Annotated in this window: 19 protein-coding genes; 3 read left to right on the top strand and 16 right to left on the bottom strand. The window is 39.0% G+C overall.

What is annotated here, in order from left to right; translation table 11 throughout:
• Positions 1-160: 160 nt before the first annotated feature.
• From KC820_RS06235 to KC820_RS06215, 5 genes are all read right to left on the bottom strand, one after another.
• Entirely contained in the window at positions 161-1,273 is a 1,113-nt protein-coding gene (locus tag KC820_RS06235) for a nicotinate phosphoribosyltransferase (RefSeq protein WP_212369337.1), read from the bottom strand.
• 140 nt (positions 1,274-1,413) lie between these two features.
• Positions 1,414-2,019 (bottom strand): YtpR family tRNA-binding protein, encoded by a 606-nt coding sequence (ytpR, locus tag KC820_RS06230; RefSeq protein ID WP_212369335.1) that lies wholly within the window; start codon positions 2,017-2,019, stop codon positions 1,414-1,416.
• 6 nt (positions 2,020-2,025) lie between these two features.
• Positions 2,026-2,838, bottom strand: coding sequence for a DUF1444 domain-containing protein (locus KC820_RS06225; protein ID WP_212369333.1), 813 nt, complete (start codon positions 2,836-2,838; stop codon positions 2,026-2,028).
• Between the two features lie 74 nt (positions 2,839-2,912).
• Entirely contained in the window at positions 2,913-3,935 is a 1,023-nt protein-coding gene (locus tag KC820_RS06220; RefSeq protein ID WP_212369331.1) for a PTS sugar transporter subunit IIC, read from the bottom strand.
• A gap of 25 nt (positions 3,936-3,960) precedes the next feature.
• Entirely contained in the window at positions 3,961-4,470 is a 510-nt protein-coding gene (locus KC820_RS06215) for a hypothetical protein (RefSeq protein WP_212369329.1), read from the bottom strand.
• 88 nt (positions 4,471-4,558) lie between these two features.
• Between KC820_RS06215 and KC820_RS06210 the strand changes: the two genes are divergently transcribed.
• Positions 4,559-4,999, top strand: a complete 441-nt coding sequence (locus tag KC820_RS06210; RefSeq protein ID WP_212369326.1) for a YtoQ family protein — start codon at positions 4,559-4,561, stop codon at positions 4,997-4,999.
• A 214-nt stretch (positions 5,000-5,213) separates the two neighbouring features.
• Here the strand turns inward: KC820_RS06210 and KC820_RS06205 are convergent, their stop codons facing one another.
• Entirely contained in the window at positions 5,214-6,281 is a 1,068-nt protein-coding gene (locus tag KC820_RS06205) for a M42 family metallopeptidase (RefSeq protein WP_212369323.1), read from the bottom strand.
• Between the two features lie 159 nt (positions 6,282-6,440).
• Between KC820_RS06205 and KC820_RS06200 the strand changes: the two genes are divergently transcribed.
• On the top strand, positions 6,441-6,752 hold the full coding sequence (locus tag KC820_RS06200) for a peptidase M4 (RefSeq protein WP_212369320.1): 312 nt from the start codon (positions 6,441-6,443) through the stop codon (positions 6,750-6,752).
• A gap of 249 nt (positions 6,753-7,001) precedes the next feature.
• Here the strand turns inward: KC820_RS06200 and KC820_RS06195 are convergent, their stop codons facing one another.
• The 9 genes from KC820_RS06195 to KC820_RS06155 form a co-directional block, all read right to left on the bottom strand.
• Positions 7,002-7,331, bottom strand: coding sequence for a hypothetical protein (locus KC820_RS06195; protein WP_212369317.1), 330 nt, complete (start codon positions 7,329-7,331; stop codon positions 7,002-7,004).
• Between the two features lie 139 nt (positions 7,332-7,470).
• Positions 7,471-8,325, bottom strand: coding sequence for a YtnP family quorum-quenching lactonase (locus KC820_RS06190; RefSeq protein WP_212369314.1), 855 nt, complete (start codon positions 8,323-8,325; stop codon positions 7,471-7,473).
• Positions 8,326-8,340: 15 nt separating this feature from the next.
• On the bottom strand, positions 8,341-8,985 hold the full coding sequence (gene trmB / locus KC820_RS06185; RefSeq protein WP_212369311.1) for a tRNA (guanosine(46)-N7)-methyltransferase TrmB: 645 nt from the start codon (positions 8,983-8,985) through the stop codon (positions 8,341-8,343).
• Between the two features lie 223 nt (positions 8,986-9,208).
• Positions 9,209-10,003, bottom strand: coding sequence for a phosphotransferase family protein (locus KC820_RS06180; protein ID WP_212369309.1), 795 nt, complete (start codon positions 10,001-10,003; stop codon positions 9,209-9,211).
• 171 nt (positions 10,004-10,174) lie between these two features.
• Positions 10,175-11,104, bottom strand: coding sequence for a diacylglycerol/lipid kinase family protein (locus tag KC820_RS06175; protein ID WP_212369308.1), 930 nt, complete (start codon positions 11,102-11,104; stop codon positions 10,175-10,177).
• A gap of 3 nt (positions 11,105-11,107) precedes the next feature.
• On the bottom strand, positions 11,108-12,019 hold the full coding sequence (locus tag KC820_RS06170; protein WP_212369306.1) for an NERD domain-containing protein: 912 nt from the start codon (positions 12,017-12,019) through the stop codon (positions 11,108-11,110).
• The gene (thpR, locus tag KC820_RS06165) at positions 12,003-12,617 is read right to left on the bottom strand and encodes an RNA 2',3'-cyclic phosphodiesterase (RefSeq protein ID WP_212369304.1); all 615 of its coding nucleotides are present in this window, start codon (positions 12,615-12,617) and stop codon (positions 12,003-12,005) included. The genes KC820_RS06170 and thpR overlap by 17 nt, the downstream gene beginning before the upstream one ends.
• Before the next feature lie 75 nt (positions 12,618-12,692).
• The gene (locus KC820_RS06160) at positions 12,693-13,406 is read right to left on the bottom strand and encodes a pseudouridine synthase (protein ID WP_212369302.1); all 714 of its coding nucleotides are present in this window, start codon (positions 13,404-13,406) and stop codon (positions 12,693-12,695) included.
• An 8-nt stretch (positions 13,407-13,414) separates the two neighbouring features.
• Entirely contained in the window at positions 13,415-15,037 is a 1,623-nt protein-coding gene (locus tag KC820_RS06155) for a putative polysaccharide biosynthesis protein (RefSeq protein WP_212369300.1), read from the bottom strand.
• 90 nt (positions 15,038-15,127) lie between these two features.
• Here KC820_RS06155 and KC820_RS06150 point away from each other — a divergent pair, with 90 nt between their 5' ends.
• Positions 15,128-16,393 carry a BaiN/RdsA family NAD(P)/FAD-dependent oxidoreductase gene (locus KC820_RS06150; RefSeq protein ID WP_212369298.1) on the top strand — a complete coding sequence of 422 codons (1,266 nt, stop codon included), beginning with the start codon at positions 15,128-15,130 and terminating at the stop codon, positions 16,391-16,393.
• A 415-nt stretch (positions 16,394-16,808) separates the two neighbouring features.
• On the opposite strand, the gene KC820_RS06145 is transcribed toward KC820_RS06150, so the two are convergent.
• A partial coding sequence (locus KC820_RS06145; RefSeq protein ID WP_272874467.1) for a group II intron maturase-specific domain-containing protein occupies positions 16,809-17,159 on the bottom strand: 351 nt, incomplete at its 5' end.

Here is a 17,159-nt window from a genome sequence, read left to right as displayed (position 1 = left end):
AAATTTCAAAATGCTGTATAGAAAACACTGCGATTTATCACAGATGTCTCCTTATATCCTTTGAGTACAAGCGAAGCGCCAGTCAAACAGAAAACCCGAGCGATTTAATTTGAATTTAAATCGCTCGGGTGTTCATTTCTTTCTCAGCATTATCTATAACTTATCCATTCACTGGATAATTCACTTTCTTTAAACGTTGATTTGGTTGATACTTTCTTCCTTGTTTCGCTTCATGTTTACCGTCTAACATGACATTGTCACCGGTGAACCCGATATTTACTTTCAATAAATTATTACCGACGCCATACATATCAACTGGCACTTCTGCTTCTTCAAAACGCTTAATTTTTTCTTTGTTGAATCCACCACTCGCCATGATTTTTACATGATGATAACCTTCATCATCCAATGCATTCCTTAATGCAAAAATAAGCTCCTTATTTACACCTCTCGGATCAAATGGACCCATTAGATGTTGATTTCTAAAGAAATATTTATCCACCATGTTTCCTGATGTATCTAACCGGACACCCGCCAATTCATCACCGAAATGACGTGCCACTTTTAAAGCATCAGTAATGACGTCATTATTATAATCCACTAGAGCAACGAGGTCGTCATCGGGAAATGTTTCACGATATGCTTCACACGCACGAACTAAATCACCAGAAAACATCTGAATTAATGCGTGAGGCATTGTTCCCATACCTTCTTTGCCCCACCATTCATTCATCGCATGTGTCGCTTGAGCTGTGGACCCACCGATATACGCAGCATAACCGTCACCCGGTTGCTGTGTAAAATGATCATCACGATCTCCCATGAAAATGACGTCTTTTTTCTTTCCACTAGATTTCGCAGCACTCACAACTTCATACACATTCGTTGCAACGGAAGTTCTTCGTCCGAGCACTCCATCAATTAATCCTTCAAGATAACCAAAATCTTGATATCTTCCTTTGATGGTTAGTACACTCTCATATGGTTCAATTTTATCGCCATCTTCCAAGGCGTGAATTTCTAAGTCTTGCGGATTTTTAGCAAAGTTATGAATTAAAGCAATGGCTTCATCCGTCCCACAAAGGACTGCATGTTTCTTTTGGAAATATTGCATGACAACTTCGCTTCCATTCATATACTTTTCAGCGATTTTTGTCGTTTTTAAGAAGTAAACAGCGGAAAACCAACCTTCACCGATTCGTTCATCAAATTTAAAAGTTTCATTGGTTAAGCGCGCAATTTTCCCTTGTTGCTTCAAACCGAATTCCTTCATCCGTATACTCCTTCTTTCCTTGATTGAGTCCATGAATACAATCATCATAACGATAAATTACATGCACTTCAACTTCTTTTCTAAATAGAAAAGCCTCTAGTATATCTCATTGTTGGTTATAAGTTTTTTTCCTTATCCCCTTATTGGAAAAACGCCTCTCCAACAGTTCGTTCATCATTCAAAACAAGAATACCTTTCTCTTGGCTGGCGTTTGGTAAATTCAATTCTTTTGCAGAGCAAATCATGCCATGTGAATCTACGCCTCGCAGCTGTGAAGGAACAATTTTCATCCCGTTTGGCATGATTGCCCCTGGTAAAGCGACAACTACTTTCTGTCCTGCATCAACATTTGGTGCACCACATACGATTTGATGTTGTTGATCCCCTACATTTACTTGGCATACATTTAATTTCGAAGCATCCGAGTGATCACTCATTTCTTCAACTTTACCGACAACGAACTTCGGTGTGCGATCAACTTCGTTTAAGTTATGGGTAAAACCTTCCGATTCAATAACTTGTCCGACTTTTCCAATCAAATCATCCGTAGGCATAATTGGATGAGTCTCTGGAATGTTAATATGCTTTGAAGCTTGAAAAATATTGTAACCAACAACTTCGCCTGATTCTTTTTCTTTAATTTCAGTTACGTCCCCTGATGAAATAGATGTGATTTCGGTATTTTTTTGATCCAATGTAACGATCAGGACGTCTCCAATTCCTTGTTGATTATAGATGATTTGCATGTTGTTCTACTCCTTATCTCGTTTTGGTTTCTTTTGCGCTAAAATGAAAATAGGTTCCAAATGCTTGTCTTCATATAAGAAAGGCAAGGAAGTAATTGGGATTTGTCCCTCAGCAAAGAATTGCATCATCATTTGAGCTAAAATATCGTATCCCATCTCATTATGAATATCAGCAAAAAGCAAAACATCTTGATTTGGTACGCCGACAGCCAACTCTCCAGTTGTGTTCGCGCGCATTTCTTCCAGTAACGCTTCATTTAAAATTCGACTCGCGTCATATCCATCTTTAGAAGACAAGAAGTAAAATGTATTTCCTGCCACATCATCTTGCTTCATTTCGGTCGATAATTTTCGCACGTTAAATGAAGCAATCTCTTTCACGCGCTGTTCTTCCCAGTTTTCTCGCTCAAGCATATTTTCATCTATTAATTTATATGATTTGCCTAAATCAAGGGCATAGTAAATTCTCGTCTCAGCAGTGTGATCTGTATAGATCAGCTTCTCCCCAGCTTTTGACTCTTTCGGGAAAGAACCTGAACGAATAACAGGAAAGATTTGATTTTCTTTTCCTTCTAACTGCTGCTCTTCACTCATAATCCGTAATGCTTCACGTATATGAGCTTCAATTTCATCCAACGCTTTCTCTTTCCGGTTTTCCCATTTGGAGATTAATCCTGGAAGAGAGATTGTAACTCCTTGCTCTGTATCCTTCCATTCGATGCGGAATGTATCTTTATCGCGATCAAAATGAGTTTGCCAATGTTCTTCTGAAAAACGCTCGCGAAGTTTGCGTTTCATTTCGATGCTCGTCATACTCATATGGTTAGCCTCCTTCGTCGGTTCCTTCCCTATCATATAATATACTGGCGAAAGACGATAACGTTTTGTTTAATCTAACTTATATCTAGCTTCAAATCACCTGGAGAGATATATCCTTTTTTGCGCATCCATTCAAACATTAAAAGACTTAAAATGGCAGGTACGAACAAATAAAAAACCAACATCATCACGAACGTTTCCACTTGGTAACCCATCGTATCTAAAGTCATAATCGGTCCAACAAGTCCACTTGTCCCCATACCTGCTCCATATGCGTTATTTTCTAACTGTAACCATACGGTTGCAACTGGACCTAGTATGAGACCTGTCAATGTCGGTGGTAACAATAAAATAGGCTTTCGCACAATGTTTCCGATTTGGAGCATTGATGTACCTAATCCTTGAGAGATCAAACCACCGAATCCATTTTCTCGAAAACTACCGACGGCAAACCCGACCATTTGAGAAACACATCCAATCGTCGCAGCCCCTGCAGCAAGTCCTTCTAAATCAAGCATGATCGCAATCGCAACGCTTGAGATTGGCGCTGTCAATGCTAATCCCATTAAAGCTGCAATGATTGCCCCCATCAGAAATGGTTGTAAATCTGTTGCCCAGACAATAATTTCTCCGAATCCAATGAGTGCAGAGGATATGTAAGGACCAACAAATGAACCCATTAAATATCCAACTAAAATTGTAAAAAAAGGTGTAAGGACGATATCGATTTTCGTTTCACCACTAATGAGTTTACCTAGCTCTATCGCAACTAATGCTGCAATGAAACTGCCAGCCGGACCGCCTTCCATTGCGCCATAGGCTCCAGCAAAAAGTGCACTATACAAGACTAAAGAGGGAGCGCGTAGTCCATGTGCAATGGCAACACCTACAGCTCCTCCATATACAATTGGTTGGATGGCAAAGTCCCCGATAGTGCTAAAAAAAGCGGGTATATTCGGAACTTCATCACCTAATGTTTTAAAAATTACACCTATAATCAATGAAGCAAATAATCCTGATGCCATGAAGCTTAACGCTTTAATGGCGTAATTTTGAAAAGATGGTTCAATGCCTTTCTTTTTCAAAAATGATTTCACGTTGTTTCCCCTTCGCTACTTTGTCTTATTGCTTCTCTTCAATCGAACGAATAATTTTAATCATCCGTTTTGATTCATCTGATAAATGATCTAAGTCCGTCATCGTTGTCATTTTAATTCCGCCGATTCCGACAGATAACTCATACTCATTCTCTTCACGTTTCTGAATGAGTATATAAGAAAAAGCATCCGTCGTTTCGATTGTACTTAAATAAACTTCATCCTCTTCTGGTAATTGATTATATAAATATTGACTATTCGGTTCTTCAAACTCATTAATGAAAAGTACATAAGGCTGGTCACCTTCTTGGAAAATGACATTTGTAGGACCTTGTTCGATGATGTTCATGTCTTCAGGTATATACAATGAGAAGTTTTCCAATTCCTTATTTGACTCTTTGACCTGATCGGCTAGAACCGCTTCTTTCACTTTACTTTTTGCATCGCTATAAGCCTCTTCTTCAGAAGGCGAACATGCAGCTACCATCAATAAACCCAATACAACAACCATCCATAATATCTTTTTGTCGATCATTTTAGCATCCTCCGTAAAATTAGTATGTAAGTTGACATCTAGCTGTAAACCATCCAATATAAATATAAAAAGGATTGGAGGAGTACTTATGACACTATCTGTATATTTAGCCGGCCAAATCCATGATGATTGGCGCAAACAATTAAAGGCCAAAGCCATCGAAAAGAACCTACAAATTGAATTCACAGGCCCACAAGAAGAACACGATTTATCCGATGACATCGGTGAAAAAGTTCTTGGTGAGCAACCGAACAAAGTTGTTCATGACGATGCCGCTTCGGGAATCAATAACTTCCGTACGGAAATTATGCTTAAAAATGCTGACGCAGTCATTGCTCTTTTTGGTGATTCCTATAAGCAATGGAACACAGCGATGGACGCAGGCATTGCAATCGGTTTAGGTAAACCATTAATCCTCATTCGTCCTGAAAACTTGGTCCATCCACTGAAAGAACTTTCCAATAAAGCTCATGTCACTGTGGAAACAATTGACCAAGCGATTCAAGTTCTTGAATATTATTATAAATAATAAGTGATAGCTTTATTTACAATGCTCTTTAGCTGCTTCTGAAACGCATCACTTTTCAGGGGCGGCTTATTGAGCTCCTCATATACCGAACGTTAGGAACTCAACTAAGCCCTTTTTTATCCGGTGATGTACTCGGAACACTCAGTCTGCTAATCTCCCCTACAAAGTTGGATACATCTTTCCTACAGAAACTCATTTTTTGTTTAATTCATTTTTAACCATTTTGACGGATCGTATCAATTGTCGTTTGGTCGACAGATTTAATTAGTTTGACTAATAGCTCACGTGCAGCCTGATAATCTTCAATATGAACAATCGATGAGCTTGTATGGATATAACGTGAACAAATTCCGATTACCGCAGACGGAACGCCCTCATTCGATGTATGCACTCGCCCCGCATCTGTTCCACCTTGCGAAATAAAATACTGATATGGAATATCATTTGATTCCGCTGTATCCAAGACAAATTCACGCATTCCTCGATGAGTAACCATCGTTCTGTCGAAAATTCGTAGCAATGCCCCTTTTCCTAATTGGCCGAATTCCTTATCGTCTCCGGACATATCGTTTGCCGGAGATGCGTCCAATGCAAAGAAAATATCTGGATTAATCATGTTTGCTGCAACTTGTGCACCGCGTAAACCGACTTCTTCTTGCACAGTTGCACCCGAATAAAGCTGGTGATTTAATGTTTCTCCTTGTAGCTCCTTCAATAACTCAATCGACAAACCACAACCATAACGGTTATCCCATGCTTTTGCCATAATCTTTTTCTCATTTGCCATCGGTGTAAACGGGCAAACCGGTACAACTGCCTGACCTGGCTTCACACCAATTTTCTTAGCATCCGCTTCATCATCTGCACCGATATCGATCATCATATTTTTTATTTCCATTGGCTTGCTACGCTGTTCTTGCGTTAGATTATGAGGAGGAATTGAACCAATTACACCTGGAATTGGACCGTTGTCCGTCATGATTTCAACACGTTGTGCAAGCATGACTTGGTTCCACCAGCCACCTAACGGTTGAAAGCGAAGCATTCCGTTTTTCGTTATTTGAGTAACCATGAAACCAACTTCATCCATGTGACCGGCGACCATTACTCGTGGTCCTTCCCCTTTACGAACACCAAACAGACCACCAAGTCGGTCTTGGACAATTTCATCCGAATATTTCTCCAACTCTTGTCGCATGAAACTTCGTACATCATGTTCGAATCCTGGTGGCCCTGCAAGTTCAGTCAACGTCTTAAATAAATCTTTCGTTTCTTGTTCCATATGTACACCCCCGTTTATATTTTTACCCACTCTTTATTTTAACGGAAAATACACTTTCTTTCCATTCTTCTTGCACTTTCCTTTCAAACTGTTTAATTTTTATGAAAGAACATATATAATGAGTGGTAGATTCTATACAAGACGGATGGAGTGAATGACATGAAATGGTATAAACTTGTAGCTCCAGCAGCGGTCGGTTTGATTGCAGGAGCTGTCATCGGTAAAAAAGTCAAAGATCAATGGTTAATCCCTGAAGTAGCTCTGAACCGAGTCAAAGAAATGTATAAAGAAGATGGACCGATTAGTGGTTCATGGATTATGATGCAAAAAGAACCTTTTGAAAAAGATGGAGAAACGTATACCATTTATCGCGGTGGGATCTCCAGAAACATTGATGGCGTCACTTCACAGTATCAATTTAAAGTGAATGCTAAAAATGGGGAAATTTTATCAACTGGACAAGTTAATTAATAATTAGCGATAAAATCGAGCTTTGGAAAATGAAAAAGAGGTGCAGTTCGCACCTCTTTTATAGTTATTGCATTCGTAAACTGTGTTTCTTCAACTTTTGAGTTAAGAAGCACTTTTATTTTTTACTTTTTTAAATATAAACAATGTCATAGTTAGAAAGATGATATATAAGATGATTGCGAAAGCCTGATTAATCAACCAAGGTATCGTGCTTATGTAAATAGCAGTAGCTAGACGTCGGGTAAAGACTTATCCTTCACCATAGTATTCAGCAAAATATATAAATCCAAGTCTCTTCACAACATAGTTCCTCAACTCACCCTGAGTTGCTTTTTCAATTGGTGGTTTTGTTAGCGTATATGCTTTAGCATTCATCTCAGCGAATTGATCCTTATCTACTTCATTGTGATAAACATCATCAATAATAGGTGACGTTAAAGCTGCTTTAGGATACCCCATAAAGAATACTTTTGTTCTTAAAGCTGTATTTGGTGTTGAGTGTAATAATAAAAATAGTACTGCCACACTAATAAAAAGAATTATTCTTTTCTTTAAAAATATTTTTTTGATGAATGCCATCGCAAAATAAATACCTCCATTCTTCAAATACGAAGCCCAGTAATTAAATTATATAAATTTTACCATAATTTATTTAACGATCACTAATTCTTTTAAAAAAACCAGCTAGTATTTTTTACTAGCTGGTAATCGTTTAAATTTATTTATATTCATACCGTTCTCGTTTTACTTCTTTTACAATATTTCGATCTTCATCAAACTTAATCGCCCGATAATAGGCATCATGATAAAATGTGAACCAATAATTAGATGGAATAGCTTCTTCTTGTAATGCCTTCTTCGCATGGACACTCGTTACTGGGTAATCATCATATGCTAATACCCATAGTGGATTTTGATGGGCATGCGTCGGCATAATATCGGCCATATGATAAAATCCCTCATCACCATCACGAAACTTAATTACGGCGTGACCATCACTATGACCACCTGTGTGATGCATCGTTAACCCAGGAACAATCTCAACCTCTTCTTTAAACGTTTTCACTTGTTCTTGAATAGGTTCCCAATTTTCTTTCCAATACGTATTTTTTGATCGCATATTCGGATGACGCATTTCATGCCACTCCGTTTCAGTTGTATAAATCGTTGCATTTGGAAATGCTGAAACAAGTGTATCTTCCTCATACTTTGACAAACCACAAGCATGGTCAAAATGAAGATGAGTCATTAAAATCGTATCAATATCCTCTGGCTTCAACCCTTTTTCAGCTAAAGACTCCTCCACAGCCGACTCTTCTAATAGGCCAAAATTTCTCTTTTGTTTATCTGTAAATTTATCTTTTCCTAAACCCGATTCAATCAAGATTTTACGATGATCGATCTCAAGAAGAATTACATCCGAGCGTAATTCAATTTGGTTTTTGTCATTCACTGGGTACATTTTTGACCACAGTGGCTTGGGAACAACACCAAACATCGCACCACCGTCAAGATGTGTCACACCACCATTTAACCAAGTCAATGTCGCTCTTCCTACAGTTAACTGTTCCATCTTTGGATTCACTCCCTATTTATGATTACTAATGATACAACGATAAATTGGTTGACCTTTATTCGTAAATTTCTCTTCATACTCTGTCATCACATTTGTAGGGTCTTCTGTTGCATGCAAATCCAAGGTGACTTCTTCTAACCTTAAGCCAAACTGTGAGAAACTGACAAGCGAATATTCAAAAAGATGCTGATTATCAGTTTTCATAACAATCTTCCCGTCCGGCTTTAAAATCCGTTGATACTGTGACAGAAATGATTGATGCGTCAACCGTCTTTTTTCATGGCGGTTCTTCGGCCATGGATCTGAAAAATTGAGATAAATTGTTTCTAATTCATTTTCTTCAAAAATATCACTTAGATGATCGGCATTTTCATGAAGGAGTCGAACATTTTCAACATCAGCTTCTTTAACCCGATCAATGGCTGACACGACGACATTCTTCTGAACTTCCATTCCGATAAAATTAATATCTGGGTTTTTAGCTCCCATACCTTGAATAAATCCACCACGTCCACTTCCAATTTCTAAGTGAACAGGTCGATTCGTATGTGAAAACACTCGTTTCCATTTTCCTTTATTTTGAGAAGGATCGAGGACTACGATACCATCATGTTGCTTAATATAATCTTCTGCCCAGGGCTTATTTCGAACTCTCATCTCTTTCACCTCAACTGCTATCTTATCATTATGCTTTTGAAAGAGAAAGATAATTTGGTAGATTTAGTTAGGTTTTGACTGCGGATGGATTGCTGCTGACTGCTGATAAGCGCTACCTAACTGAAGATAAATGCTGGCTGACTGCCGATAAGCGCTAGCCAACTGTTCATATAACCTCCATCAACAAAAAATGTCTACGAGCTCAATAGACTCATAGACATTTTTAATATTTTCGATAGATAAATTGCTGTTCCTGTAAAAATTGCATCCACTGATTAACTTTTTCTGTTTCTTTTCGATCAATATGCCAAAGGATATATGAAATTGTTTGGGCAACTAAGTACCAGTTCATGCGTGCTAGCAAGTCATTGGTTTCTTCCAAGCCATATAGCTGTAGCCATTCATTCCACTGATTTCTCGGAACATACACCCTCAAAAACATACTCAAGTCGAGTGCTGGGTCAGCGATGATTGCTTGGTCCCAATCAATTAAGTAAAGGTGGTCGTCTTCTCCTTTAAGCCAATTTTCATGGAACATATCTGAATGACAAACAACTTTCTTTTCAGTGTCAATTTCGTGAGCGTAACGTGATAAGTATCTCGTTGCTTGAGAGATTGATTCATTTTCCACCATGCCATGCTTTTTGCACTTATTCATTAACTGTATTAAGTATGCTGATGGACTTACCGGTTTTTTCCCCATTCGCATAAATAAATCTAGTATTTCACTCGAATGGTGAATCTTACTCAATAAACCAACAACCTCTTCATTTTGCATTTCCGGACGAGTGAGCTCGCGACCTTCCATCCACTTTTGTGCTGTTATCACATCACCGTTTGACAATCTTTTTGTCCACATGAGTTTTGGCACAATACCTTCTGCGGATAAAATTGCGATAAACGGATTTGAATTTCGCTTCAAAAACAGCTTATTATTCTCTTTTTCGGCAATAAAGGCCTCGCCTGATGTTCCTCCAGCGGGAGAAATCAACCAGTCAGAACCGAGAATTTGTTCCATCATTTCACCACTTTTCGTCCTTCAATCTATTTATCTAGTAAAAATTGAAAAAGTCCAGGGACACGGATAATCCCCCGACCTAAAGATTACGTCATAAGTTGTCGATTTATTTTTATCTGCCTAATTAGATTAACGCATTATCGACAAACATTTCAAGGGATAATTAAAACTTTATTTTCTTTTTATCATTCTTGAACGATCCTCTTTTTCGATTAAACACCGATAGCAGCGCCCTGTAACGCCATCTGCTTGATAGGATAATTCTTTTCTCGAATTAATTTCAATCCGTGAACCGGTCAGTTCTTCTACTTCTTTAAACGTTGTATGTTTTCCGACAAAGATCGATAGAAATAAGAACAATAATTTGATTTTAGAAATATTATGTACAACCGTTATAGAGAAATGGTGTTGATTGTTCTTTGCTTTTGGAGCAATTTTCATGCCTCCACCGAAGTAAGGATGGTTACTCAAAGTGATCAACCAAACATTTTCGAATCGGTAGGTCTTCTTATCAATTATTGCTTCAAACGTCTTTGGTTGAAAGGAAATTAATGTTGCTAAAATACCAATGATATAAATTAAAAATGATAAGTGCAGCTTATTTAATAACCGTTTATAACGTGATGCATTCACTCGTTCAGTAATTTCCGCATCAAACCCAAAGCCTATTGTAGAAGCAAAAAGTTTTAATCTATTCTTCGCCGCTAAATCTGTTCGATAAGTACCAAACCAATAAGGTTTTCCTTTCATCCTAGAAAACAATGCGTTGAGTTGGCGTTTAGGGTTCAACGGTGTTTCCAATCCTCTGGCAAGGTCGTTACCAGAGCCAACTGGGACAAAAGCTAAAGGGATAGTCGGATAATCCTTTAGCCCGTTTAACACCTCATAAAACGTTCCATCCCCTCCTACGACAATTATTTGTTTCATTCGTTCATGATGCATCGCCGCGATTTGCTCAGCTAATGAAGTTGCATGACCTTCATATTTTGTATGGAAGGTTTTACAACTTTTTTTCAACTGCGGATGCTCTGTTAAGAATTCTTCAACAATCTTTTGCCCTTTTCCTTTGCCAGCCGTCGGATTAATTATAAATACATGCATTGATCAGTCTCCCGGTTGCTGCATAAAATCATTATCCGCCTCGTCCCACTCTGGCCGGTTGAATGACGTCGTTTGTGTGTGGGAAAGCAATGCTTCTGCAACTTTTAATTGTTGGTATTTTAATGGCGTTCTTCCAGAGCGATGTTTAGTAAACCATTGATCATAGACATGCTTATCAATGAAATCTGTGTTTAGATGAGCTTGAATGGAATGGATAGAAGCATTCTTGGCGATCAATGTTTTTTTGACTGGAAATTGGATGTCATGATAGTCTAATAGACTTTTGACCGTCTTTTCAATCCGATTTAATTGAAGCATCGGATTTAGGATCGTTTGCTCCATCTTTTCCGTTTTCTTCAACCATCTTCGTTCATCTATTGGTTCATAAATGACAGAAGAATCTTCTGAATCTAAAAAGGAAATACATACTATTTCTAGCGGAGTTATTAACAAAATGCCGCCTTCAATCAAAGCTTTTTTAATCAAAAACAACGGTTGGTACATTAACAAGTAACTATCTGGGAATCGTTGTAAAAAGTATTTTAGTTGTTCATTTTTTCGAAGCGAAGCGTCAGGATAAGAAATTTCTTTTATTGTTCCTGATGCCCACCGTAATTGGAAATCCATTAATTGATCCAAAAACCATTGCTTCAACGCTTCTTCTGTCTCAGGCAACTCAACAGTTGGTTCCTGCTCTTCTGTCTCTTCTTTTTGAGACAACAATTTTCGAAAAAAGGGTTTATTCTCAGAAGTTTCCACTTCATCAACAACCAACTGTTCTGCTAATTGTTCCTGCCACTGTTCTTTCAAACGATTGTATCGATCATTTTTCAATCGAATAAATTGGCCAGGGTAATGAAACATATCTGTCTCATACCGTGATATATGATCTTGAAGTTTAATTAATTGCCCCATCTTCTTCATCCCATGTTTTATTTACTATGTTCAAATCTGGATAAACAGCCACCGGTTCATAGCTTTTGTTGTTTTGTCCTCGTTTGACGGTATACAAAATCAATTGATTTACTGGAAAATCAATCGACTTCTCCATATCAAGCTTTTCGGTTAAACGATCAGCTGAAAAGTATTTCTTATCCTTGAGCCACTTTTTAGCGAGTGTAATATGTGGCCGGTACGGACGACGCTCGACATCAAACCCAATCGACACCATCTCTTGCTCAACGACTTTCTGTAACGCGAGCAGCGATTCAGTGTGCGCTATATCAGCATACATGACACGTGGTTGGTCTTCTTTTCCGAAAAAATTCACTCCGGTAATATGTAACATAAGGTCATGAGGGATCGATATATTCGCCAAACGCTCTTTTACTTGCCACAACTGTTCGTCACTGACACTCCCTAAAAACTTGAGCGTAATATGAAAATCCTCTGGGTTTAACCATTTCCGGTAGTTCACATACGGTGAAAGGATCTCCTGCCATTTTTCTAACTGTTCTTCTACAAGCGCTGATACAGGAAATCCAATAAAATAATGGGGGTCTTCTGGCAACATTCGTCACTCTCTTTCCATTTTTATTAGAATATTAAGATTATTTTACTACAAACTCCGACAAAAATCATCTTTATTTTAACTTCTCAGTAAATCTAATTCTTCTTCAGATAACTCACGGTAGGCACCCGGTGTTAACGATGTATCAAGCTCCAACCCTTTCATTGACCTACGATGAAGGTGAAGCACTTTTTTGCCTACTGCAAGGAACATTCGCTTAATTTGATGAAATTTACCTTCAATTACAGAAACCTCAATATAAGAACGCTCATCAAAGGAACGAATGATCGAAAGCTTTGCCGGTTTCGTCACATAACCATCATCGAGAGTTACGCCTTGTTCAAATGCCTTTACGTCTTCTTCCGTCACTTTACCGAGAATATCAGCCTCATATACTTTTTCAGCCTGATAATTCGGTGAAGTCAGTTGATGGGCTAATTGCCCGTCATTCGTTAACAGCAATAAACCCGTCGTATTTTTATCTAACCGACCGACTGGAAATAAATGATAAGGTTTAAACTCATCACCAATCAAATCGGTCACACATTTTTCTTTCACATCCTCTGTTGCTGAAATCACACCTGCTGGCTTATTCAACATTAAATAAACATATTTTTGATAGTGTACCGCCTTACCACCAACGACTAAATCAGCTGTATACGGATTGACATGGGTCGCAAGGTCTTTGACAGGCTTACCATCCAGTAAAACCTGGCCCTTTTTGGCTAACTTTTTTACATCTTTTCGAGATCCAAAACCTTGATTCGCCAGTAACTTATCCAAACGCATCATACATTCTCCTAAATGAAAAATTTCGAGAAACGCTTAACTTTCGTACCTAGCAAACGTTCAAGCAACGTTGTTTTATAAGCCATCCAGAAGTAGGCGTACATACCAATGACGACGGATACAAGAAGCTGAGTGACATGCTTCAATTTTGTAGCTTCTGGACCAAACACAAATCCAATCGTGTAATTTACAAGGAATACGATTAACGCCATGATGGCACTTAAGATGACGATGAGCAAAATTTTCTTAAACATTTTTTTATGATTAAACTGGGTAACTCGTTGGATTTTCCATAAGTTCAAACTACTAGCTGCAAGTGCCGCCAATATGGTCGCAAACACTGCACCTTCTGGGCCGAGCCAAATGATCATCGGTACGTTGGCACTCCCCTTAATTACCAATCCAGTTAACAAACTAACAACAGTAAAGTTTTGACGATTAATCCCTTGTAAAATAGACGCTGTTACTGTAAATAAACCGAAAAATAATGCTGCCGGTGCATAATAGGCCAACAGCGGTGCAGCAAAATCTTGAGCCGCTTCTGGTGAATAAAATGTTCCATATAACGGCTCCGCCAATACCATAATGCCGACAACTGCCGGAAAAATGAATAAAAAGACAGTCAAAACCGTTTGCTGTAAATATTTGTGGTACGTATTGGCATCATTTTGCGTAAATGCTTGTGTTACCGCAGGCAAGGATGCCAAAGCAAGACCGGTTGCAATGGTAATCGGTATAACAACTATTTTGTGTCCATAAAGAGAGATTACTGACAAAAATTGTTCAGATACATCGCCTAGGCCTGCTACTGCCATCGCTCGGTTAAACGTAAGCGTGTCAATTAATTGATAAAGTGGGATTGCGACACCCACTAATACGAAAGGACCAGCATAGGATAATAACTCAAGAACCATTTTCTTTTTCGAAATCGACGGTTCAATTGGAGTATTTTCCAGCTCTCGATCAATCAGCGGTTTTCGTTTTCGATAAAACCATAGAAGTACAATACTCGAAGCAATCGCACCGATTAAAGCAGAGAAGGTCGCCATCCCAACAGCTGTTGTCAGTGAACCATTCATAACTTTAATTACAATATATGTGGCACCTAAAAGGAAAATGATTCGTGCAATTTGCTCTACGACGACGGACACCGCTGTCGGCCCCATCGAGTTATGGCCTTGAAAATATCCACGGGTTATACTCATGGCAGGAATGACCAACAAAGCAAAACTGACCATTTGAATGACAAAAGCAACATCATCCTGTGAATTCGCAAATTCCTCATTTGGTATAATGATTCCCGCTAACCAATCTGCACTTAAAAACATGAGCGCAAACGCAAAAAAACCAGTCCCAATCATTATGGTGAGACCTGTTCGATACATCGCTTCTTTCGTTGCATAATCGCCAAGCGCATGATACTTCGATACAAACTTCGACATTGCAAGGGGAATCCCCATCGTCGATATACTGATAAAAATCATGTATGGTATGTATCCGTAATTAAATAATGTCCCGCCAACATCACCGACGAGCATGTAAAAAGGGATCACGTATATGACTCCCAGGATTTTCGACAAAAAATTGGCACTCGTTAACATCATGGTGCCCCGTAATATATTTGGTTTCGACATAATTTCACCTACAAATTATTGTTCATTGTAACAGTTTTATTTTATCATACTATTTAAGATAACATTACAAAAAGAAAGGCTTGAACCAATTTGACATATGATGTCGTCGTCATTGGCGGTGGACCATCTGGGTTGATGGCAGCCCATACTGCTGCGAAAAATGGCGCAAATACCCTAATTATTGAAAAAGGAAGCAAACTCGGAAGAAAGCTGGCCATCAGTGGCGGCGGTCGCTGTAACGTGACGAATGTGCTTCCTGATAAAGAACTCATCGACCATATTCCCGGAAATGGACTTTTTTTATATAGTGCGTTTTCAATTTTCGACAATCAAGCAATCATCGACTTTTTTGAAAACCTTGGCGTCGCATTGAAAGAAGAAGATAAAGGACGCATGTTTCCCGTCAGTGATTCCGCCCAAACAGTCGTGCAAACGTTGTTGCGTGAATTGGATCGTCATCATGTAGAGAAACGATTGAACACACGCGTCGAAGCGATTCATTATGGAAATGAGCTCCACGAGATTATTTTACCAGGAAAAGAAAAAGTAGCAACGAAATCTGTCATTATTGCGGCCGGCGGAAAATCTGTTCCGAAAACCGGAAGTGAAGGCGATGGCTATGCATGGGCCAAAACAGCCGGACATACGATTACCGAATTGTATCCGACAGAAGTTCCTATGACTTCTAAGGAACCATTTATCCGCAATCGTACTTTACAGGGTATTTCCTTGAGAGATGTCGCAATCACTGCCTTAAAGCCAAATGGAAAACCAATTAAAACACATCGTTGGGACCTTCTTTTTACCCATCAAGGCATCTCTGGACCAGCAGCTTTACGATTAAGTCAATTCGTCGTTAAAGCTTTGAAAAAATTTGAGGTCGATGAATTGATTGTTGAGATTGATAGTTTCCCTGATGAACATGAAAACCAACTCCTTGATCGACTAACAAAAATGGCAAAAGAATCACCGAACAAAGCTGTTAAATCTGTTTGGAAACCGTTATTACCAGAACGATTTTTATTATTTATTTTAGACCGGATCGCTTTGAATCCGGATACGACCTATCACCATCTGGAAAAGAAAAAAGTTATGGAGTTAGCGCAAGAACTCAAGCATTTTCAGATAAAAGTGAACGGGACACTTTCCATCGAAAAAGCATTCATTACCGGTGGCGGCGTTTCGTTAAAAGAAATTGTTCCGAATCAAATGGCTTCGAAATTTATGGACGGGCTCTATTTTTGTGGAGAGATTTTAGATATTCACGGCTACACAGGTGGATTTAATATAACCGCAGCCTTTTCAACCGGCCATGTTGCTGGGATGAATGCTGCGGAACATGCGCTAAGTCGTTGATACACGATCTCGACGATCGAATGGACTGTTGGATAGTTGAAAAGTGTTTCGAGACGAGCTCTCAACGACCGAATGGACTACCGGATACGTGAAAAGTGCATCGAGACGGATTCTCGACGACCGAATGGACTACCGGATACATGAAAAGTGCATCGAGACGGCTTCTCGACGACCGAATGGACTACCGGATACGTGAAAAGTGCAATGAGACGGCTTCTCGACGACCGAATGGACTACCGGATACGTGAAAAGTGCATCGAGACGAGTTCTCAACGACCAAATCCGCTGCCGGATACATGAAAAGTGCGTCGAGACGCACTTTCTGCAATCACAAATCGAGTAGGAGGAGGTAGTTAACCTCCGACCTCTCACACCACCGTACGTACGGTTCCGTATACGGCGGTTCAATTTTATATTAGGCATGTAATTTCATATAGTGTTGTACACCGGAGAATAGCCCAAACCCGGCTAATCTTTTATCTGTCATAGTAGAAGTAAGAATCCACGAATAAGCGATGCGGACTGCACCCTTACTCGTATAGCTATTCATGTAGGCATTATATTTGCTCATACCCAGTTTAATCAGATTCTTTCTTCGGTTCTTTGGTGTTTTCCATTTCGTCCAAATACACATTCTTAGACGCATTCTTGTGTGGGAGTCGATTCGTTTAAGAACATTCTTCATGTAACCTATCTTAAAATAATTAACCCACCCTCTTATGAGCTGGTTAATTCGTTCGACTTGATACTTCGTATCAACACTCCA

The sequence above is a fragment of the Allobacillus saliphilus genome (assembly GCF_018138385.1).
Taxonomy (GTDB): Bacteria; Bacillota; Bacilli; order Bacillales; family Alkalibacillaceae; genus Allobacillus; species Allobacillus saliphilus.
Note: the sequence above shows the minus strand (reverse complement) of the source record. Positions and strands in the feature narration are given on the sequence as shown.